The 21,749-nt window shown below is 48.5% G+C and carries 21 protein-coding genes; 10 read left to right on the forward strand and 11 right to left on the reverse strand.

What is annotated here, in order from left to right; genetic code table 11:
- Positions 1-2: 2 nt before the first annotated feature.
- Positions 3-407 carry a hypothetical protein gene (locus AC286M_RS12130; protein ID WP_488204647.1) on the reverse strand — a complete coding sequence of 135 codons (405 nt, stop codon included), beginning with the start codon at positions 405-407 and terminating at the stop codon, positions 3-5.
- 537 nt (positions 408-944) lie between these two features.
- Here AC286M_RS12130 and AC286M_RS12135 point away from each other — a divergent pair.
- The 7 genes from AC286M_RS12135 to AC286M_RS12165 all read left to right on the forward strand — a co-directional run bounded on the left by AC286M_RS12135 (position 945) and on the right by AC286M_RS12165 (position 10,596).
- Entirely contained in the window at positions 945-3,992 is a 3,048-nt protein-coding gene (locus AC286M_RS12135) for an amino acid adenylation domain-containing protein (RefSeq protein WP_488204648.1), read from the forward strand.
- 128 nt (positions 3,993-4,120) lie between these two features.
- Complete coding sequence (gene tnpA, locus AC286M_RS12140) at positions 4,121-4,564, forward strand: IS200/IS605 family transposase (protein WP_488202591.1); 444 nt, start codon at positions 4,121-4,123, stop codon at positions 4,562-4,564.
- Positions 4,565-4,793: 229 nt separating this feature from the next.
- Entirely contained in the window at positions 4,794-6,494 is a 1,701-nt protein-coding gene (locus AC286M_RS12145; protein WP_488204649.1) for a histidine kinase dimerization/phospho-acceptor domain-containing protein, read from the forward strand.
- Complete coding sequence (locus AC286M_RS12150; protein WP_488203899.1) at positions 6,407-6,889, forward strand: hypothetical protein; 483 nt, start codon at positions 6,407-6,409, stop codon at positions 6,887-6,889. The genes AC286M_RS12145 and AC286M_RS12150 overlap by 88 nt, the downstream gene beginning before the upstream one ends.
- 40 nt (positions 6,890-6,929) lie before the next feature.
- On the forward strand, positions 6,930-7,673 hold the full coding sequence (locus AC286M_RS12155; protein WP_488202632.1) for a hypothetical protein: 744 nt from the start codon (positions 6,930-6,932) through the stop codon (positions 7,671-7,673).
- Positions 7,633-9,069 (forward strand): ATP-binding protein, encoded by a 1,437-nt coding sequence (locus tag AC286M_RS12160; RefSeq protein ID WP_488204650.1) that lies wholly within the window; start codon positions 7,633-7,635, stop codon positions 9,067-9,069. Before AC286M_RS12155 ends, AC286M_RS12160 begins: the two co-directional genes overlap by 41 nt.
- Positions 9,070-9,150: 81 nt before the next feature.
- A complete protein-coding gene (locus AC286M_RS12165; RefSeq protein WP_488204651.1) occupies positions 9,151-10,596 on the forward strand; it encodes a hybrid sensor histidine kinase/response regulator in 1,446 nt (481 codons plus the stop codon).
- Here AC286M_RS12165 and AC286M_RS12170 read toward each other — a convergent pair.
- The 8 genes from AC286M_RS12170 to AC286M_RS12205 all read right to left on the reverse strand — a co-directional run bounded on the left by AC286M_RS12170 (position 10,593) and on the right by AC286M_RS12205 (position 17,257).
- The gene (locus AC286M_RS12170; protein WP_488204652.1) at positions 10,593-11,525 is read right to left on the reverse strand and encodes an NAD-dependent epimerase/dehydratase family protein; all 933 of its coding nucleotides are present in this window, start codon (positions 11,523-11,525) and stop codon (positions 10,593-10,595) included. The genes AC286M_RS12165 and AC286M_RS12170 overlap by 4 nt on opposite strands.
- Before the next feature lie 159 nt (positions 11,526-11,684).
- Positions 11,685-12,224 carry a YqeG family HAD IIIA-type phosphatase gene (locus AC286M_RS12175; RefSeq protein ID WP_488204653.1) on the reverse strand — a complete coding sequence of 180 codons (540 nt, stop codon included), beginning with the start codon at positions 12,222-12,224 and terminating at the stop codon, positions 11,685-11,687.
- A 104-nt stretch (positions 12,225-12,328) separates the two neighbouring features.
- Positions 12,329-13,450, reverse strand: coding sequence for an endolytic transglycosylase MltG (gene mltG / locus AC286M_RS12180; protein WP_488204654.1), 1,122 nt, complete (start codon positions 13,448-13,450; stop codon positions 12,329-12,331).
- 90 nt (positions 13,451-13,540) lie between these two features.
- Entirely contained in the window at positions 13,541-14,113 is a 573-nt protein-coding gene (locus AC286M_RS12185) for a DUF3727 domain-containing protein (RefSeq protein ID WP_488204655.1), read from the reverse strand.
- Positions 14,114-14,232: 119 nt separating this feature from the next.
- On the reverse strand, positions 14,233-14,655 hold the full coding sequence (ruvX, locus tag AC286M_RS12190; protein WP_488204656.1) for a Holliday junction resolvase RuvX: 423 nt from the start codon (positions 14,653-14,655) through the stop codon (positions 14,233-14,235).
- Positions 14,656-14,663: 8 nt separating this feature from the next.
- A complete protein-coding gene (locus tag AC286M_RS12195) occupies positions 14,664-16,001 on the reverse strand; it encodes a GNAT family N-acetyltransferase (protein ID WP_488204657.1) in 1,338 nt (445 codons plus the stop codon).
- Between the two features lie 66 nt (positions 16,002-16,067).
- Entirely contained in the window at positions 16,068-16,199 is a 132-nt protein-coding gene (locus tag AC286M_RS12200; RefSeq protein WP_488204658.1) for a hypothetical protein, read from the reverse strand.
- Positions 16,200-16,228: 29 nt separating this feature from the next.
- Positions 16,229-17,257, reverse strand: a complete 1,029-nt coding sequence (locus tag AC286M_RS12205; RefSeq protein WP_488204659.1) for a F420-0:Gamma-glutamyl ligase — start codon at positions 17,255-17,257, stop codon at positions 16,229-16,231.
- Positions 17,258-17,517: 260 nt separating this feature from the next.
- Between AC286M_RS12205 and cruF the strand changes: the two genes are divergently transcribed.
- From cruF to AC286M_RS12220, 3 genes are all read left to right on the forward strand, one after another.
- On the forward strand, positions 17,518-18,465 hold the full coding sequence (cruF, locus tag AC286M_RS12210) for a gamma-carotene 1'-hydroxylase CruF (RefSeq protein ID WP_488204660.1): 948 nt from the start codon (positions 17,518-17,520) through the stop codon (positions 18,463-18,465).
- A 92-nt stretch (positions 18,466-18,557) separates the two neighbouring features.
- Complete coding sequence (gene cruG, locus AC286M_RS12215; RefSeq protein WP_488204661.1) at positions 18,558-19,766, forward strand: 2'-O-glycosyltransferase CruG; 1,209 nt, start codon at positions 18,558-18,560, stop codon at positions 19,764-19,766.
- A gap of 52 nt (positions 19,767-19,818) precedes the next feature.
- A complete protein-coding gene (locus tag AC286M_RS12220) occupies positions 19,819-20,601 on the forward strand; it encodes a ZIP family metal transporter (protein ID WP_488204662.1) in 783 nt (260 codons plus the stop codon).
- 125 nt (positions 20,602-20,726) lie between these two features.
- On the opposite strand, the gene AC286M_RS12225 is transcribed toward AC286M_RS12220, so the two are convergent.
- On the reverse strand, positions 20,727-21,512 hold the full coding sequence (locus AC286M_RS12225; RefSeq protein WP_488204663.1) for a DUF928 domain-containing protein: 786 nt from the start codon (positions 21,510-21,512) through the stop codon (positions 20,727-20,729).
- Positions 21,513-21,593: 81 nt separating this feature from the next.
- The gene (locus AC286M_RS12230; protein WP_488204664.1) at positions 21,594-21,749 is read right to left on the reverse strand and encodes a hypothetical protein; all 156 of its coding nucleotides are present in this window, start codon (positions 21,747-21,749) and stop codon (positions 21,594-21,596) included.

Below are 21,749 nucleotides of genomic sequence, written 5' to 3' on the forward strand. Positions count from 1 at the left end.
GTCTATTCTTTCTCGATGCTGACGCGATCAGTTTCGATATGTTTTGTCCCATCGACCTGGCGAACAACATCTATAACGTGATCCAGTTCGATTCTGCTGGGAACCTGTCCTTCAAAAATGACGGAATCGCCGAATTGAATTAGCCGCAGTTGCTCTAGGTCAGACGCAACTGGATCATCTTCAAGTGCGATCGCGGCTCGCTTGGCCAATCCACTAGGATCATATTCCCCATTCAGGCCCATGAACTCCGGCGGTGGTGGTGGCATGTGAGTCCCCGCATCTTCCCGGAGCTGAGCATTGTAGTCCTGCCCAAAGCCCGGCTGCATGCGTGATTCCGCATCGAAATCGTGGGTCGGCTGCGTCAATTCCCCAACTTGTTGCACATAGGCGCGCTGTAACCAGGTCATAACTTTGTCTTAAATAAGATACTGCTTCTCTATTACAGCGTGGATACATTGCCCCTACATCATCCCAGTGTGATAGGTCAAGTCAACTTGATGGCTTCAAAAGGGAGAAATATAGCGCCGCCATTTTGATTGCAGTATTTAAACCAAATCCAGGTTGAAAAGTAGAGCTTTCCCTAAGGGAAAGCTCTACTTTTCAACCCTGTTGGGGTTTATACAATCTGATGTTTCAACATTTGAAATTCAACAGTTGAAAATTTTCTATTGGTTTTCTGTTGGTTTGATTTTGGAGCGCTGCTTATCTGTCACTTTACAAACAGTTTCGCAGTATGAATTTTGAGTATTACCTTTTTGTCAATGTAGCGGATTATACGAAGCGGGATCAATGATAGTAATTATTGCCCTTGGGAATAATAATTGAGAACGCTAGTTTTACCGAATTAAATCGCCTGCATCTGCTCATTTCAACTGACTATCAGCCGACTGTCAGTGATTCGGTATACGAGATTAAAGTCGTTTGCATAAGAGTAATTACGTAGAATGATGTTAGGCCACTCTTTCAGTCACACCACTATTCATGAAGCGATTGAACACCAAGCGCGCCAAACACCGCAGGCTAAAGCAATCATTTGGCAACAAACGAGCTTAACCTATGCAGAACTTAATCAGCGGGCCAATCAGTTAGCCCACTATTTAATTCATTCAGGTGTTCAACCAGAATGTTTTGTAGGAGTTTGTTTAGAGCGATCGCTTGATATGGTGGTGGCGCTGTTGGCGATTCTTAAGGCTGGAGGGGCTTATGTACCTTTGGATCCCACCTATCCTTCCGATCGCCTCGCTTTCATTATTGAAGATACTCAGCTTCCTTTGGTCATTACTCAAGTGAGCCTGCAACCGTGTCTACCGGAGTATCAGGCCAAAGCTATCTATCTAGATACCGAGCAGTCAACGCTGGAGCAGTTTTCGATCCAAAATCCAGACACTTGGCAAAATCCGGCTCAGGGCGTGAACCCTCACAACCTGGCTTACGTGATTTACACCTCTGGGTCAACTGGCCGACCCAAAGGTGTCGCGATTGAACACCGCAATGCGATCGCACTGATTGACTGGGCACGAGAACTCTATACTTCTGAACAGTTGGCTGGCGTACTGGCCGCAACGTCACTCTGCTTTGATTTGTCGATTTTTGAACTGTTCGTTACGTTGAGCTGTGGCGGCACGGTGATTTTAGCCAAGGATGCTCTCCAGTTGCCCCGTCTACCGGCTGCGAATCAGGTGACGTTAATTAATACAGTGCCATCTGCGATCGCAGAACTGTTGAGGATTGACGGTATTCCAACTTCTGTTAAAACCATTAATCTTGCGGGCGAACCACTACAAAATACGCTAGCCCAGCAGCTTTATCAGCTTGACCACGTTCAGCAAGTTTATAACCTATATGGGCCGTCCGAAGATACCACCTACTCTACTGTCGCCCTAGTCCAAAAAGGCGCAACAACTTCGCCCTCAATTGGCCGTCCGATCAGCAATACCCAAATTTATCTGTTAGACAGCCGCCTCAACCTGGTGCAGGAAGGAGCGGAAGGCGAAATCTATATCAGTGGAGCAGGCATTGCCCGGGAATATCTCAACCGACCGGATTTAACCGCTGAACGATTTTTGCCCAATCCCTACAATAAGCAAGCACCCCATGATCGACTCTACAAAACCGGGGATTTAGCGACTTACTCTGCCGACGGCACACTCAACTACTTAGGGCGAATTGATCATCAAGTCAAAGTGCGCGGTTTTCGGATCGAACTGGGTGAAATTGAGTTTGCGCTGAGCGAGTATCCCGACATTCGTCAGGTTGTCGTCGTGGCCCGAGGTGATGTACCAGACCGCACGAATAAGCGATTGGTTGCCTATGTTGTACCAGATATTGTACCAGAGACAAATGAGCATCTAACAAGCATCACACCTCGAAGCTTACGAGACTATCTTCAGCAGAAACTCCCAAACTACATGATCCCGTCAGCGTTCATGCTGCTGGATGAGATGCCTTTGACCTTAAATGGCAAGGTCGATCGACGGGCTCTCCCTGTTCCAAAATGGTCGCGTATGGAAGAAGGCACCTATGTTCCTCCCAGTCGTCCACTAGAGATTCAACTGGCGTACATTTGGTCTCAGCTACTGGGTGTGGAGCACATTGGCATCCATGACGGATTCTGTGAGTTAGGTGGGCATTCACTCCTCTCGGTTCAGCTCATGGCGCAACTCCAGCAAACTTTAAATGTTGAAGTTCCGTTGGAAGTCTTTTTAGAAACTCCAACCATTGCAGGACTAGCCCAAGCGATTGAATATCTTCAGCAAGGCCAGCAATTATTCACTTCGATTGATAGCATCGAAGCCAGTATTCAGCTTGATGCAAGGGTTCAACCTCAGCATCAGTTAACTGCACCCGTTATGAACTTCTTTTTAACAGGTGCAACTGGTTTCCTAGGTGGTTTTATTCTGCATGAGCTGCTTGAACAGACCCATGCCGATGTTTATTGTTTGGTGCGAGCCGATAGTTTGGAAGAGGGCCGAGCCCGATTGCAACAGGTGCTTCAGCGTTATTACCTGTGGGAAGAAGCCTTTGACTATCGCATTATTCCGGTACTGGGAGACTTGAGTAAGCCAGAACTCGGAATTGAGCCTGCTCTGTTTCAGCGGCTGAGCGAAAAAATTGATGCCATTTATCACTGCGGTGCTTGGGTCAACATGGTTTATCCCTACGCCACTCTGGAGCCTACCAATGTTAAAGGAACGCAGGAAGTTTTGAGACTAGCCAGTCAAAGCCATCCTAAGCCCGTTCACTATGTCTCTACGACCGATGTGTTTTCTACTGCTGCCCGAGTAGGTCTGCATCCAGTTTGTGAACTTACCCCCATTGGGCCAGCTAAGGCTCTGTATAGCGGCTATGCTCAAACGAAGTATGCGGCAGAACGTCTCGTCATGGCAGCGCGCGATCGCGGTTTACCGGTTGCGATTTATCGACCTGGAAATATCATTGGTTCTCAACAAACGGGGATCTGTCAGACCAGTGACTTCGTCGCAAAGCTACTCAAGGGCTGCCTGCAAGCCGGAGCTGCTCCCCAGATTGAAGCAAGTTTAAACCTGTCGCCGGTTGATTTCGTCAGTCGCACCATCGTGCGGCTATCTTGCCACACCCTCCCGCAGGGACAAGCATTTCTGGTCGTTAATCCTGATTCGTTGTCCTGGAGCCAATCTATAAACCGGTTGAGACAAGCTGGATATTCTTTGCAAACCCTACCCTATGAGGCTTGGTACAGCCTCCTTCTGAAGCAGATTGCTCAAACCACTTCTATAAAAGACCCCGATAGTAACGTATTGGCTCCTTTGGTTTCACTTCTCACTTACCAAGGCTTTGTACAAAAGCTGTTAGGAGCCCTTGAGTTTGATCAATTGAGGCAGCTTAGTCAATTAACTCGCTATGCGATTGAGTATCCTCCATCAGCCATAGATTCACTCGATTTATATATTTCTTACTTGAGTCAGTGTCGTTTCCTCCCCAAGCCAGTGCTTTCTAGCCAACTCATGGCTTGAGCTTTCTTCAATGCAACAAGCTAAAGCTTTACTTACTGAGACATCACAGCAGTCAGTAAACCTTTTTCCAAACACTTTTGAATCTCTTGGGGTCCATTCCCCGCCGCTCTGCGGCGTAAGATCTAAGAATGAGTGAGTACATCCACAAGAGTCATAACGTAACAGTTTTGCTATACCACTTAGTGTTTCCAGCAAAGTATCGACGGGTTGTGTTTGATGAGCAAGTAGATGCGGTTCTGCGAGAGGTCTGCCTCGAAATCGAGAAACGCTACGAGGTGAAGTTTGTCGAAATTGGAGTGGACAAAGACCATGTCCATTTTCTAGTGCAGTCCGTGCCGACCTATAGTGTGACCAAACTGGTAACGATGCTGAAAAGTTTAACTGCACGAGAAGTCTTCAAACGATGCCCTCAAGTGAAGCAGAAACTTTGGGGAGGCGAGTTTTGGAGTGATGGATATTTTGCGAGTACAGTAGGCCGCCACGGGGATGAAGGAATGATCGCCAAATATGTTCAAGCCCAAGGCAAAGATTACCTCAAATTGCATCGGGATAATCAACTTGCTCTTTTTTGATTCTGATACCCCGTCCGCTTGCGGCGGGGTATTTCATTCCAATATTTACCGATATTTATATGCGGCCAAATAATTTTCTCTGCGCAATGTTATTTCAAAAGTCAACTTGGGTACTTTGAAGGTGAGCAAGAGAGCCAGTTGATGCAGTGGCTCAAGCCCATGCAAGGTATCAACTGAAGCTTCATACGAATAAAAGTTGAAAATAACTTACCGAGTTTGTGGCGTAACCATGAAAAAAATCGGCTTTTCAAAAGAGAATTGGGACGGAATCCATAATGCCCAGCAATATAAAGGATCCATCACTCGAAAGACTCTGGTTACGACCGCTATCAGTATCAGTGTTGTGATCGTTGCTTCTACGGGCATCGCCTATCGGCAACTTGTTTCAAGGATCACAGATGAAACCTTAGCTCAAGTTGAAAAGTATGCTCAGCTCCGAGCAGAACGGGAACGAGCCGTTTTTCAACTAGCAGAAGATAACCATATTTTGCTCAAAGAGGCTTTACTCACCGAGCTTGAACAAAATCGCGATCGCGCCAGTAGCATATCTGCATTTAACCAGCTTTTTGAAAGACAGGCAGACGGTACATTTCGCAATCGAGAAGAATTCTTTAACGTCGAAGAAACCCCTGGTATTTTCTTAGGTGCCAACGTTAACGTTGACCAAAATATGCAGCACCGAGTTATCTCATACTTCAATGTTCTAGAAGCCTATGGGCCAGCTTGGCGAAACCGGTTTGTCAATACCTATATGCAGATTCCAGAGAATGGAATTGCAATCTACATGCCAACCTATCCCTGGGTTCAAAATGCGCCATCTGATCCTGCATTTAGAGTTACGGATGATGAGTCATTCTATATCACGGACAAGGAACATAACCCAACTCGCGAGACAGTATGGACAGGTATTTACTATGACCAAGTTGCACGTGCTTGGATGGCATCCTGTGTAACTCCAGTTGATGTGAATAGTCAGCATATCGCCACGATTGGGCACGATATTCTAATCACTGAACTGCAAGATCGAACGATTAATGAAACCCTAGAGGGAACTTACAACATGATCTTTCGGGCAGATGGTCGTTTGGTGGCCCACCCCGAATTAATGGATGAAATTCAACAGAGCCGAGGTAAATTTAATATCTCTCAGTCTGACGATCCTCGGCTTCGCCAAATCTTTGAACTTGTAACTCAAAAGTCAGATGGTCAAATCATCTTAGATCACGTTGAACATGATGAATACTTAGCTGTTACTTCAATTGAAGGCCCCGATTGGTATCTCGTGACGGTTTTTCCAAAGGCTTTAGTTCAGCAACAGGCATTCATAACAGCACGCCTAGTTTTACTCCTCGGTTTCTTTTCGTTATTGATTGAAGTCATAGTTATTTTCTTCATTCTGCGACGCCAAATTTCCACACCGCTTGCTAGTCTAATGGCAGCAACTGAAAGTGTTGCTAGTGGAAATTTGGACATCGATCTCAATACAGATCGTCAAGATGAGCTTGGTCGTTTGGCTTTTCTCTTCAACAAAATGGCCCAGCAGTTAAAGGCATCATTTGAAAAGCTAGCCAAATCAAATGAAATACTTGAAGCTCGTGTTGAAGAACGTACGGCTGAATTAAAGCAGGCTAAGGAAGTGGCTGATGCTGCTAATCAAGCCAAGAGCGAGTTCTTAGCAAATATGAGTCATGAATTAAGAACACCGCTAAATGGAATTTTGGGCTATGCTCAAATTTTAAGACGTTCTGATACATTTACGGCTGATGAAAAACAAGGATTGCTAGTTCCACCCAAGTTTGTGTTGAGTAGAATTGAGGCAGAGAGTTCAGCAGGCCAAAGCCGATGGCTCAGCAACGACGCAAGCGTGGCACAGCAGGCGATAAAACGATTTGTCTGCCCATTGCAGACGACCTTGACTACGAGGTCTTAGTAGAAGACCGGGAAGCCTTTCGCCAGTATCTCAACGAGCAGATCGCATCCCACCCGGAACTGTTTCCCGACGGGATTGAGGCAGGCTATCGCTTTCACGGATGGGTCGAGTCCTCTCGTCAACAGCTCAAGACCCGGCGGATTTTGCTGCCGAGTACCGGAGAGGCTTATCAACTGCGTCCCGATTTGGTGATGCCGTACATGAGCGAGACGGCGGAGATGGCCGACAAAGCGCTCTATTTAAGAAAGCATGGCCTGTCGTATGAGGGGATTGCCTATGTGCTGGGCCGTTCTGAGATGCACTGGTATCGGCTCTGTCAGTCGTTCGGTCGAGCCTCGATTGTGGGCAGTACCCTCAAAAGGGAAACGGCGCTCCCCCCATCTAGTTGCCGATGAGAAGCATTGTGATTGGCACGGGCAGCGAGTCTATCTGGCAGTGACAGCGGCGCAAGGGTGCGTCCTGGGAGCCAGTCTCAGTGCCAATGCGGGTCAGGATGGATTAACCGCAGCCTATGGGGTATTCCAGCAGGAAGCTGCCCATCATGTTCCCGACTATGCGCCCGAGACGGTGACGACTGATGGTTGGGAGGCCACCCGAGCCGCTTGGGAGGAGCTATTCCCTGGCCTGGTCTGGATTCTGTGCTTCCTGCATGAGGTGATTAAAATTCGCGATGGGTGCCGCTCTAAACCAGTCCTGGGTCAGCAACTAGCCGACAAGCTTTGGCATCTGTATCGGGGCCAGAGCAAACGTCACTTTGCTCAACGGTTGCGTCGGTTGCTGGAGTGGGTGAACACCCACGCGTTGCCCCAGGCCATTGACGCTCGCTTGCGACGCCTCAACGACAAATCTCACGTCTTCCAACGCGCCTTTGACTTCCCTGACGCCTATCGCACCAGCAATCAGGTTGACCGTCCGATGAACTATCTTGACCGCATCTTGTATGCCATGCAAGATTTTCATGGATTCTGGGACTCGGCGGAACAGTCGGTGCGCTCGATGGCCTTACTCTGGAACTTCCATCCCTTTTGTCGCAAGACTCGCAAAGCAATGGGCGGGTGCTTATGCCCCTTTGAGCAACTCAACGGCTTCCGCTATCACGACAACTGGGTTCGCAATTGGCTGATTGCCTCATCGTTGAATGGCAGAAGACCATTGCTCAGGAACGCTGACACAAAATAAGTTGGAACTAGGATTGAATATTATCTATCAGTGTGGATCGCATCTGTTAACGTTGATTAACGATATTTTAGATCTTGCAAAAATTGAAGCTCGAAAGATGGAGCTACATCCAACTCATATTCATTTTCCATCTTTTCTTCAGGGTGTATACGAAGTTTGTCAGATCAGAGCTCAGCAGAAACAGATCGATTTCACTTATCGGTCTGATCCAAATCTGCCAACTGGTATTTTATCCGACGAAAAACGACTCAGGCAGATCCTGATTAATCTCATCAGTAATGCAATTAAGTTTACAGAGTATGGCTCTGTCGTATTTAGCGTACAAGTTATCGATTCCGTTGCTCAATGTGCCAATAGTCCATCTCAATTGAATCCAGAAATAGCGGCTGTAAATAAATCTACAGATCAAAGCGATATATTGAAAGACTCAAATACGTTAAGAATTCGCTTTGAGGTGCAGGATACTGGCGTCGGTATGACCGATGAACAAGTGCAAAAAATCTTCTTGCCATTTGAGCAGGTTGGCAACGTTAAGAAGCAATCTGAGGGGACTGGTCTAGGGCTTTCTATTAGTCAAACGTTTGTTCAAATGATGGGTGGTTCATTGAATGTTAGGAGTCAGCTAGGGCAAGGTAGTACGTTTTGGTTTGACGTTGACTTTTATGAAGTTGAGGCATGGGATGAACAGTCAAAAATCACATCGAAGTTAGGCAGGGTTACTGGCTTTGAAGGATCTGAGATACCTATCTTGCTCGTTGATGATCGGTGGGAAAACCGAGTTGTCATTCGAAAACTCCTGGAACCACTCGGATTCAAGATTACAGAGGCTGAAGATGGTCAAGAGGCTTTAGAAAAAGCAGAGCATTTTCTTCCTCATTTAATTATTACTGATTTAGCTATGCCAGTTATGGGTGGATATGAGTTGTTAAAAGCACTTCAACAAACTGATGTATTAAAAGATATACCTGTCATTATTTCTTCTGCAAGCGTTTTTAATTCAGAACAATATAAAAGTATGAAAGCAGGTGCAAAAGCCTTCTTGGCTAAGCCTATTCAGGCGGAAGAACTATTTGATACGCTAGAAAAATATCTAAACATTAAATGGATCTATGAAACCGAAAATCCAGCACTAATAGGTCAAGCAGATCATCCTTGTTCTGATGTTTTTAGTATTGGAGAGGATGTTTTAATTCCATCTCATGAAGAACTTATTCAGCTTTATGAATATGCTCAAAAAGGTCGCATACTGAATTTAGAGCAGAGAGTTGAAGAGCTAAGATTGGAAAATCAAGAACTGGCCGCATTTGCCAGTCAAATTCGTATGTTAACTCGGAACTTTAAACTAGAAAGGATTCAAGATTTGTTGAGGGATTATCTCAATGTTGATCCGAAATAGTGCCGTGAAGCAATTTTTAAGTGTATCCCTGCTGAAAGATATTCTGATGAATGAAAATAAACATAAAGTTTGGTGGATAGCATGGTTGATACCGTATGTGATCTTATTCTAATCGTGGATGATAATCCTACTAATCTTGAGGTTCTCTCTAAGTCAATTAGTAGCACAGGTTATTCTATTGCCGTTGCTACGAGTGGTGAGAATGCTCTTAAGCAGATAGGTTACGAACGACCGTCTCTCATTCTGCTAGATGTCATGATGCCTGGTATCGATGGCTTTGAAACTTGTCGTCGCCTTAAAGCCGATCCAACAACCAGTGCTATTCCAGTTATTTTTATGACGGCTTTATCAGATATTGAAAACAAAATTAAAGGTTTATCTTTAGGCGCAGTTGATTATATTACCAAACCTTTCCAGCAAGAAGAGGTCATTGCTCGGATTAAAATTCATTTAAAGATTCAAACGTTAACTCAAACCCTTGCCTGTCAAAATGAACTGTTGCGACAAGAAATTCAGCATCGAGAGCAGGCTGAGGCACAGCTGCAATTACTTAATCATGAATTAGAAGTACGAGTTGCAAATAGAACAGCAGAATTATCTACTGCGCTTCATCAGCTACAGCAAACGCAGGTACAGCTTGTCCAAAAAGAAAAGCTATCAACACTGGGTGAACTGGTTGCAGGAGTCGCCCATGAAATTAACAATCCAATTGGTTTTATTGCCAATAATTTAGAACCGGCCATGGAATATGTGGCGGATATCGCGCAGGTTATTCGCCTTTATCAACAAAATTATCCGAATCCAAGTATTGAAATCTCCCGATTTGCAGAAGATATTGATCTTGATTTTGCTTTGGATGATTTAGCAAAGCTTTTAGCTTCTATGCAACTTGGGACAGAGCGCATTCGGGAAATATCGATGTCCCTGCGCAATTTTTCTCGCTCGGATACAAAGTGTTTGATGCCTGTTAATATTCATCAGGGATTGGATAGTACACTGCTGATTTTGAAACATCGATTAAAAGAAAATGAGTATCGGCAGGCTATTAGCGTCGTTCGGAATTACGGAAATCTGCCCGAAATAACGTGTTATCCGGGGCAGATTAATCAGGTTTTTATGAATCTTTTATCTAATGCAATTGATGCATTAGATGAAGGTAGTCAATCTAATCAAGTTGTCACCAATACCAATTCAACTCATATCTTACCGATTAGTTCTAAGTCTTTAGAGCCCACTATTTGCATTAGCACAGAGTATGCTGGCGGTAATTGCGCCACAATTCGCATTATCGATAACGGCCCTGGGATGGCAGATACCATTCGCGATCGCTTATTTGAGCCTCTATTTACTACTAAAAAAGTAAATCAGGGTACTGGTTTAGGACTGTCGATTAGCCGTCAAATTGTGGTTGAGCGACATGGGGGGCAGTTGACGTGCCAGTCTCACCCTGGCAAAGGCGCTGAGTTTGTGATTGATTTACCAATCAATGCTGAGGTTGCAGCCAGTCAAGCACTACTTGTTTCTTAGGCACCGAGAATTTGTTCGTCTAGGGAGAAGTCAACCTCAGCTTGATCTCGGCCAGATGAAAGATAGTCGTTCTGGAAAGAATCCTTTAAGCCTGAAACGAGATCAAACTGGGGTTGCCAATTGAGTTCGGTTTGAGCTTTGTAAATATCGGCAAAAAAGTGTTGTACTCGCATTGGAAATGCTTTGCGCTTGCCAAAATCAAACTGCTTCGGATCGTAGTGAACCAGTTTCAGCGCAGCGGGATCTTTTCCGGCTGCGATCGCACATGCCTTTGCTAAACCATCAAAGGTCACGTAGCGATCGCCAGAGATATTGTAAATCTGTCCAATAGCTTGAGAATTACCGAGTACAGCTGCCATTGCTTGGGCTAAATCCTGCACATGGCCGAGCTGAGTGATGTGCATACCGTTGCCGGGAATGGGCACAGTGCGATCTCGGACAACCCGGTCAAAGAACCAGGCTTCGACATCGTTGTAATTCTGTGGGCCGTAGATGTAAACCGGACGAACAGAGGTGAAGGGGATCTTCTGTTCCGCTAAGTATGTTTCAGTCTCGAATTTTCCTTTGTGGCGACTGTTCGGATCGACGGCATCGGCTTCCCGATGGGGTAACTGGTCGGTCTTGAGATACACACCCGCAGAACTAACATAGACAAAATGCTGTACCCGATCGCCGAACAGTTCAACCAAAGGCTTTGTGTCGCTCAGTTCTCGCCCGTTGTTGTCAAAAATGGCATCAAATGATTGGCCGGATAGATTATCTTTAAGCTGTGCTGCATCTTGGCGATCGCAATGAATTTGCTGGATGCCCTCGACTGGAGCAGGCTTGTTGCCACGATTGAGTAAAACAACCTCATGGCCTTGCTCAACCAAGATCCGAGTGAGGTACACACCAATAAAGCGAGTACCACCCATAACTAAAACTCTCATCCGGCTATCCTCCCAGCGATCACTGCTTTTCATCTTATACCGTTGCGTGATCCGGCCAAATGTCTACTATATTGGGAATCCTAATACCAGCCCTATAGAAAACGAGCGCTATGGACGAATTCAGTGCTGAGTGCTGAAGACTGAGGGGCAGAAATACGCTTACGCCTCTCGCCTCACGTTATCGTGAGACAGCGTGACGCCTAATTTCTGAGACAGCCACACCTCAGTATTACGAATCAGGTACTTGCGGGGCATTTGGGTTGGGTCAACCATTGGCTCGACCAAAATGGTATACATGCCTAACCGATTGCCAACTAGCACGTCCGTAAACAAGCGATCGCCCACCATGCCAACCTGCTCAACCGGCAAACCTAACTCCTGTAGAGCCAAGCGCACCTTGCGCCGCGATGGCTTGCGGGCACCAAGAATATAGGGCAGATCTAATGCTTGAGCAATCCGACCAATCCGAACCTGACTCAAATTGTTGCTAACAAGCCAAATACCCTTGAGATGAGGGCGCAGATCGGCTAACCAATCTTTCAATTCAGCCGTAATCTGGGATGAATTAAATGGCACCAGAGTTTCATCCACATCAAGCACCAGGCCATTTAAACCGCTACGCTGAATGGTTTCCGCCGTTAGGCTGAGAATACTGTCTCCCAGAACGAGATCAGGCTGTAATAACTTCCCCCAGGTCATGCCAGTGCGCGCATTTCACAATTTATCGAGTTGAACTATCAGCTTACACCGAGCCTACAACTTTACTCGCGATTTGTCGAAAACCGACATGTCCTGTTACCGACCTACGAATTATCCGCACTGTCACCCGATTGACTACGAGCCTCTACCGCGTCGCGAATGGCATTTTGAGCGGCTTGATGTGCCTCTAGCGTTTCGCTAAATACATGCGTGCCGTCGTAGCGAGCCACGAAGAAGAGATAGTTTGTATCGGCGGGATAGAGTGTGGCTTCTAAACTGGCTAAACCGGGACTTGCGATCGCAGTTGGCGGTAAACCCGCATTCATGTATGTGTTATAGGGTGAAGGCGTTTCCACTTGGGCAAAGGTCAGCGGCTGCTCAACGGTTTGGCGAATGCCTAGAGCATATTCAACGGTCGGATCGGCTTCTAAGCGCATTCCTTCGCGCAAGCGATTGGTAAACACACCAGCAATAACGGATCGCTCATCGGCAACGACCGATTCTTTCTCAACAATACTGGCTAGTGTGACCCATTCCAGCAGACTCAAACTAGTTTGATCTTGGCCCTCTTGATACAGCGGTAAGGCGACTTGCTCAAACCGGCTGAGCATTTGATTAATAAAGGAGGTCGGTGAGACCACGTCACTGGCCAACTGGTAGGTGTCGGGATATAAAAAGCCCTCTAAATGGGGCAAATCGGCAGGCAGCCAAGGATACTGATCGTAAGGAATTTGACGAGTGGCTGCCTTAAACTCCTCCGCTGAGAAAAAGCCCTGCTCCTCAAAGGACTCAGCCATCTGATCGATCGACCAGCCTTCTGGTACCGTAAAGCTAGTTTGCAGTACATCGCCTTGCCAGATCTGATTGGCAATTTCTTCCATTGACTGATTGGGAGACAGCTCATAAACCCCAGCCTGAAAATCCCCTGTCCGATTTGAAAGATGTTGCCAGCGTGTCCACAAATCCCAGGCTGTTGCGGAACGGATTAGACCAGTCGTTTCCAAATTCTTTCCAATTTGCTGACCCGGTGTACCGGGCGGAATTTCAATCTGAATTTCCGCCTCAGTGCCATCTGCCGGGCTTTCCGCTGTACTGTTTGACTCCGATTCGGCAGCCGTGACTGGGGCACTGGCCCAACTCCACCACGCCCAACCTTGCCAGGCACAAACGCCTAGCACAGCCGCTCCGAAGAGAAGAAATAACAGTCCTTTAAAACGCGATTTCATAATGCTAGCCGTGAGTAGGGGACTATTAGCACAACCCAAAGTTAGCCTGTCGGATTGATGCCAACCGCAATAGTATCAATCCAACCTCAATTAATCATCTAGTACATCAAATAGCTGATCTTCGAGTTGTGGTCGCATCTGCTGAAACTCAGTTGGTGATAATAACCTTGGCTTTCCAGTTTCATCTAGCCGGGCAAAGAATAGCAGCGGATCAAGCGGCGTGCACGCGATATACTCTTGGTCCTGATAGTAAAACGTGGTCAGCTGTTGAAACTGCTCTAAGTCAGCCTCACCTTTACCTTCGTCTTCTTCTTCAACATCAAGCGAAATCACCTCGTCTTCGTCAACCTCTGGTAAATCACCCGCTGCAGTTAGTGTCAATGCTGTCCGATATAGCCGTAAATCCTGTTCGGCCAGCACAGCTTTCGCGGTTTCGAACACGCTGTCGATTTCTTCCTCTTCGACATCAACCAGGAATTCTTCTTCGCCCGTTTCATCGTCTTGCCAAGCAAATATCTCGATGGGGGCATGAACTGGCATGAGCAGCAGATAAGTTTCACCGTCGATCTCGAAACTGCGCTCAACATAGCACGGCAAATCTCGACCGGCTTCATCCGTTAACGCCACCGTCGGCATATCTAAATCTGTATCGTCGTCGTGCATGCTTGCTAAACCTTTGTTTGATCAACCTTACTCATCAATCCTTATAGCAGTTTATGAGCAGGTTCGGGTAAAGCATACCTTTAAACCCTAACTGCTACATGGAGTTTAAATGCTGGGCACTACCGTTGGTCAAGCCACTGCTGCAAAATGATGGCGGCAGCTTTGCGGTCAATTAAAGCTTTATGGTGAGCAGGAGATCTCCGTTCCGCCTGCAACAGTTGCTCCGCTTCATAGGAGGTCAATCGCTCATCAACATACTCAATTGGCAAATTGAGCGCCTGGGATAATCGTTCCGCGACTTTCTGGATCTGTCGTGCCTGATGCCCGATCGTGCCATCCATTGAGTAAGGCATACCGATCACAAGCAATTGAACCTGGCGCTCATTGACCAGTTCTTGGAGTGCTTCAACTAAATGATCAAACGATCGGCGCTGAATCGTCGTCAACCCTGTCGCGATCAGTCCCATGCCATCGCAGCCCGCGACACCGACCCGCTTGCGGCCAATATCTAATCCCAATGCTGAAACACGCGACGCTGCCATATTTTTGTTTAACCAGACGACCCATCCTGAGATAGATCAGGGAAATTTCGCCCCGGTTTGGGTCGATTGGGTTCAGAGGCCGAATCGCGATCGCGATTTTGCCCTCCGCTACCATTACCGTTGCCGTTGCCACCTACTTCAGTATCCGGCAGAGCGGTTGACTCGTGATACGGAAGCAAGGGTTCGGACGACGGCGACATCCGCCAAGACATCCGACCGGGTACAGGCTTGCGTGAAGGCTGTAATCCTTGCAGCATATCCGATAGCTGAAGCGCATCCAACGAAACAGGCTTCGATTCCCGCAGCTTGTGCCACACCGAACGAGACATCATTAGCGTTTGCTCAATCGGGCTAGCCTCAATCCGCGTTAGGTACTCTTCTCGCTCTGGCTGATAATCCGAAGACGACAAATGCAGGGTCTGCTCAGGAAAGGTTTGGACAATCCGCGCCATTTGAGAAACCAGTTCTGGATACAGCCAGGTATAAGCCGGATGTACCGTTAGTTTGGCTCGATGGGCGCGACTGCCATCGCGACAGCATTCCACTCGGAAATAGCCGATAGCAGCCTTGCGCTGTGACTCAAACACATAACCGCTGACTACTTCAGTGCGATTGAGCCAGTGGCGCATCGTGTCGATGCAGGAACTGAGCAATCCCGTCTTAAAATCTTGGATTTGATGGTCAAAAACCTGCCGTACCAGTGGCGGCATGGAAGCGGTGTCGAGTTGATATAGCAATTGAGCATCGGCGTTACTCACTGGCAGCAGATTAGGTAGAGTCGGTTCCTGCTCAGCGAGAGTCTTGAGCTGCTCGGGTTTGAGCGCCCAATAGGTCAGATGGGCTAGGGGTTGGAATCCGTTTTGCCGATAGAGAGCCAGCGAATCTTTGTCGTTGACGCTAACTTCTAGCAGCCAAGTCCGAGCTTCCCAAAAGGACTCAAAGCAGTGCCGCAGCAGCAATGAGCCAGCATCCGATGCCAATTTGAGCTGTTCATCACCCGACCCGTTTAACTTGGTGGAATCAACTGCCACTTGATCTACTCGCCACGTGCTGCGGGTGCGGTTGAAGGGAGAAACCTGGATTAACCCGCAGAGCTGGTTGCTCTGAACCACCACATATGTATAGAACAATTGCTTGATCGGGCGCGGCATCAGGCTGAGGAACTTCAGCGGTACATACCACCGCCGCATTTGCTCAAATCGCTGGTGGGTCGGCATATCCGGATAGAGCTGGTTGGCAACGCTACCGTCCTCTTCTTTCTCAAAGAACGACTCAAGTTCGTCCAGATCTTTGTACTGAACTGGACGAATAACAAAGGAAGTGTTTTGGGAGGTTGCTAAGGCCATTGGAGTCCAACCTAAATACAACGGACGAGCCAGACACCCAAAGTACCCTTCTATGAAAGACCCTTGCTACTTGGTCAGAGTTGGCGCAACAGCGGGGCGAATTAAAACGAGTGGCGTTTGCTCATCTGCATTACCCGCTGGATTGTCAATCAAAGCCCGTTCCAGTAAGGGAAGGGATACGTCAGACGTTGCTGCCAATATCTTAACCGCTTTTAAGTCGTTCACGTCTACGATCGCAGCCGCGAGACCTGTTTCGGCTCGGATTTGGTCAACAACCTGCTGTGGATTATCTGGACCCAGTACGATGAATTGATCATAGGGGGAAGAGTTCCCGTGACATCATCAATTAGGCGGGCTTGTTCCCCTGCTAGCTGATAGAAACCGCCTCTATATCTAAAGAATAGGCGCATTAAGCTGCCGCCGATAAATGCAAAGGCCACCCGCCACGCACCGACTTGATCCACCAGCGTTTGCATCCCACAGGCGGTTGCCAAACTGGACGTAGGTAAAAAGTAATAGCAAATGTGTCGCGCCAGCCAACCCGGTTTAACGTCTGTCGGATGCCGCCAGCGCCCCTGCATGATAGCAACTGGAGTTTCTCCCAGCGTGACGATATCGCCCGGTTGAGCATAGGGTGCGACGTAGCGCTTTACAATTTCAACTGGAGTGTCGAGGTGCGTCAATAAATGGGTGGGAATGGGCAAGATATCTGCATCAGCCGTGGGACGCCAAGCAGCCTGATTGGGATCAACGGTGGGAAATTTCAGCGGCACCACCACGTGTTTGCGTTTGGGAATTCGTCCTTGCGGACCGTAAGTGACGTATTCAATTCTCACCCAGAGGGCTTTGAGGTTCCGCAGCTCTGGGCCACTGATCTCGATTTCGATTTCAAGATGGGTCGTTTTTGCGCCTTTGACAATGTATGCAAACCAGTAGTCATCGGGCCGAGACGACATATCGGGATGATTGGGACGGAGGCGCGCGGTATGCGTCGTCTGAGTTAAAGAACTGCCGGATAGCAGAGTTGCTTCGGCATGTACCTCGGGTACCATAATCTCTAACTTACGGGTCAGGTTTTGAAACTCTAAATCCCCCAATATGCGGTAGTAATCTGGCTCGTAAGCCTCAATGTTCCAGTCGCCAGAGGTCAGCGCCAAGGCATTTCCCTGACGTCGGCGATACTGAAGCTCAAACAGCACTAGCCCTAGAATCACCAGGAGCACTAGAATGCCAATGCCAATGCCGATTAATGCCATAGTCTTATATCCTCAAGTTGCCTCATTCGAGAACTACCATGCACGATTCCTTTAAGAGACTATCGAAAAATGGCTCGGTCGGAATGATTTTTTGCCCGGATTTTGCGAGGGTATGTAGTTCGGAGGTGCGATCGCACTTCAAATCCAAACAAGCTCAAAGTTTACAAAACTTATAAGTTGCGGCACGATGTAGAGAAATCTGAGTAGCAAAAGAAATCTAAGCGATATTGCTGCGAGTGGCAGTTGGGGAGAATTCAGTCATGAATCGGTTGATAGTTGCAGAACGGTATTGTCTAATTGGGCATATTGTGTCGATGGCATTTGGCCTCGCAGGTCTGCTGTTGGTGGTGCCCCATCCAGAGTTTTTAGATCACGTCCCAGCCGGACATACGATGTTTAGCTGGAGTATGGCGGGTGGTGGCGTGTCCTACATTCTGCTGGGTGCGATCGCAGTTGCCATCTATGCCTATCGCAATTTGGGCACGAAAATCTGGCTGGCGTTCATGATTCCAGCGATTTTGATTTCACTGGGTAGTGAACTATTGGGAACCAGCACGGGCTTCCCCTTTGGCGACTACAGCTATCTGAGCGGATTAGGCTACAAGATTGCTGGACTTGTCCCCTTCACCATTCCCCTCTCCTGGTTTTACTTGGGCCTTTCCGCTTACCTGCTGGCACGGGGCGGTCTCGCGCGCGTGAGCAACGGTGTCACCATTCCAATGGGCGTTGGTCGTCAGTTGATCTGTATTGGGTTGGGTGCCCTGCTGCTCACCTCTTGGGACTTTGTGCTGGATCCAGCCATGAGCCAAACAGGGATGCCGTTCTGGTACTGGCATCAGGAAGGGGCATTTTTTGGTATGCCCTATCAGAACTTTGCCGGCTGGCTCGGCACAGGTGCAACCTTTATGACCATTGCCGCACTGTTGTGGCGCAAGCGGGTCTTTGCCTTTACTCAAACGCAATTAACGCTGCCCTTGGTGATTTATCTGAGCAACTTTGCCTTCGCCATGATCATGAGTTTGGCGGGTGGCATCATTACTCCGGTACTTTTGGGACTGGTATTGGGTGCGGTTCCTGCCGTTGTTTGCTGGTATTTGACACCTAAAGTTGCCGTTGCGCCATCACTGGCTGAGGCACCTGTGATGGGTACGGCTCCGCAAGAACTAGGTTCTGAAGTAACCACAACAACAGTCGGTGTTTTGAAATAAATGGCATCGGTTAGACATCATTGGTTGGATGGGGTGGCACTGCCCACCCTACAGAGGCACGGTTAATCTGAAGAATTTGGGTAGGCGCAGGTTTGGCAGGATTTGAATTCGGGATTAATGCGATCGCACTTGTGATTCTGGTGCTGCAAGTACCTGCGATCGCAGTTTTACTGTCGCGTTTATTACAAGGGCCAAAGCGCAAAGCGCCGATATCTCCCCAACCTCCTCATCCAGGTTTACTCGGTCAGGTCAGCGTCGTAGTGCCAACGCTGAATGAAGTGGAGCGGATTCAGCCTTGTCTAGACGGCCTCAGCCAGCAGAGCTATGAACTGCGAGAGGTGATCGTCGTAGACAGCCGCTCTCAGGATGGTACGCAAGATTTAGTCAAGCAGCAGCAGCGACGCGATCCCCGATTTCGGCTGATTGAGGATGATCCCCTGCCTGCCAATTGGGTGGGTCGTCCCTGGGCGCTGCATACGGGCTTTTTGCACGGCAGTGAGCAGAGTCAATGGGTGCTGGGGATTGATGCCGATACGAAACCCAAGCCAGGCTTAATCGCAGGTCTAATCACTGCTGCCGAGTCCGCTGGTTACGATTTAGTCTCACTTTCTCCCCAATTCATTTTGAAAACCGCCGGAGAATGCTGGCTTCAGCCCGCGCTATTGATGACGCTGGTCTATCGCTTTGGGCCGTCTGGGGCAGGTGAGGGTACGGCTGAGCGAGTGATGGCCAATGGCCAGTGTTTCCTCTGTCGGCGCTCTGTATTGGCAAGTCTGGGAGGCTACAGCAGCGCTCGCCAGTCCTTCTGTGATGACGTGACGCTGGCTCGCTATGCGGCGGCCAATGGTGCCAAGGTCGGGTTCTGGGATGGAGCCAAGCTGATTCAGGTGCGGATGTATGAAGGGATGGCGGAAACCTGGCGCGAATGGGGCCGCTCGCTAGATTTGAAAGATGCCTGTTCCGTCGGTCAAAAGTGGGGCGATTTGGGTTTTCTCACAGCGGTTCAGGGATTACCGTGGATTCTCACGCCTATATTTACTGGCCTCTATGCGTCGGGCTATGAGAGCTTACCTGTGCTGGCCGTTGGTCTGAGTAACGGGATTTTGTGCCTGATTCGATTTGCGCTACTAGCTGCGATCGCACCTTCCTATGATTTCACTGAAGCAAAAGGTGCATGGGCATTCTGGCTCTCACCTTTGGCTGATCCGCTAGCGGTAATTCGGATCTATCTTTCATCCCTACAGACGCCGAAAAACTGGCGAGGCCGCATTTACAATTGGTCTAGCGAATGGTCTCACTAAATTTGGAATCAATCATCGAAATCAATTGTGAACTTAACTTGAGATTTAAATCGTGGAATCAAATTCCATCATCTGGCTGGGACTACTCGCTAGTTTCGTCGCAGGTCTAGGAACTGGCGTTGGCTCACTGCCTATCTTATTTCTGCGGCAAATTTCTAAGAATGTACAGGGCATCATGCTCGGCTTTGGTGCGGGCGTCATGCTGGCGGCATCGGCCTTTTCGCTAATCGTTCCCGGTGTGGAAGCCGCAGTTGAAGGCACGGGCAACGAGCTACTATCCGCCCTAATTGTGGCAGCAGGCGTGATCCTAGGTGGCGTTTTTCTCTGGCTGAGCAATCGCTACTTTCCCCACGAACACTTTATTAAGGGGCCGGAAGGTTCCAACATTCAAAACCTACGGCGCGTCTGGCTGTTTATCATCGCGATTACCATTCACAACTTTCCGGAAGGCTTAGCGGTCGGAGTCGGTTTCGGTGGGGGGGATGTGTCCAACGGCATCGCGTTGGCAACGGGCATCGGTCTGCAAAACATACCAGAGGGGCTGGTCGTTGCCCTATCTCTCATTACGGAACGCTATTCTCGCTTGAGCGCTCTGGGCATTAGCCTCGCGACTGGGCTCGTGGAACCTATAGGCGGACTGATCGGGGCCGCAGCGGTTTCCGTGGCGCAGCCGATTCTTCCTTGGGCAATGGGCTTCGCCGCTGGCGCAATGCTGTTTGTGATCAGTGACGAGATTATTCCAGAATCAAACCGCTTGGGCTATGAACAGGCAGCTACGGCAGGTCTGATGACGGGCTTTGTAGTGATGATGGTGCTGGATGTTTCGCTGGGTTAGGTGTGTTTGGGTTATCTCACATCTTGCACCTTGCAAACCAAAGACCCAGAAGGGTGATTTTGCCGCCGCGACGCGGCGGCAAAATCACCTCTTCGGGTTTGAGTGCAAGATGTGAGGTTATGGGATCACTGAGAAGTATCACTGTATAAACTGGCTAGCTCATCTAAACCAATTGTTGACAACGTGCTGAGCCAGAGCGCATCGGCTTCTTCCTGTTCACTGGGCGGTAGAGCTGCGATCGCATCTAGATAGTCAAACCAAAGGCCGTTGGTGCCGTAGATTTCGATTCGTTCTTCTAGATCCGCATCGGCCAGTTCAGCGGCAACTTCAGAATCCAGCATCATCCGCTGCACCCAGCCCATGATGTTCAGGTTGCCCGCCGGATTTTCGACATTACAGATCAGATCGACTGACCAGCGATAGGTGCGTCCCATGATCAGCGGTTGTGCTTCCCCGGTTTGCGGCAGCGTTAGGCTGACCATACCGCCTTCAGTCGGTGCAGGCTGTACGGTTTCGTAGATCAGCATGCCCTCGGAATCCGTTCGATTGGGATCAGCCGCGTAAAGTTGAAAACGCATGGCCTCAGCGTTGGACTGGGGTACATACCAGCGAAAGGTCGGAAATGCCTGGGTGGTTTGTCCCACGTTGCTATCGGGCAGTAAGGCAATTAGGTTTGATGGGCGACCTACGGCACAGCCGCCACGGGTGCCGCCGCTGGCTCGTCGTCCCGGTAAACCCGCATCAGGCGGTACAAACTGCGCTGCTGCTGGCACTGTCCAGAGCGGTAAAGTTAAGCACAGGCCACCAACTAACAATCTAAATTGTCGGCGTAGCCATGCTTGAGGTGACTTGACGGTCGCAGCGAGGGGAGTGCGATCGCAAAACGGGCGAAACCAAAACGAACGAATCATAACAAGATAAGGGGGATATAGCGAATACAGGTGGGCAAAACTGCATCCAGCCTACTTTGTTTTTTCAGCAAATCGCTATGGCTATCCGGAACAAATGCGATTTTGCGATCGCAACTTCAACTCTTGACAGTAAGGCTTAGCTGTATGGCTAGCTGTGCCGTGCCCAACTTGAGCAAATTCACCATAACCAGGTTGATCAATCGGCAGTTTCGCTTTAGAACGTAGAGGGATCTCCAT

It is taken from the genome of Thainema salinarum CENA647 (assembly GCF_057732415.1).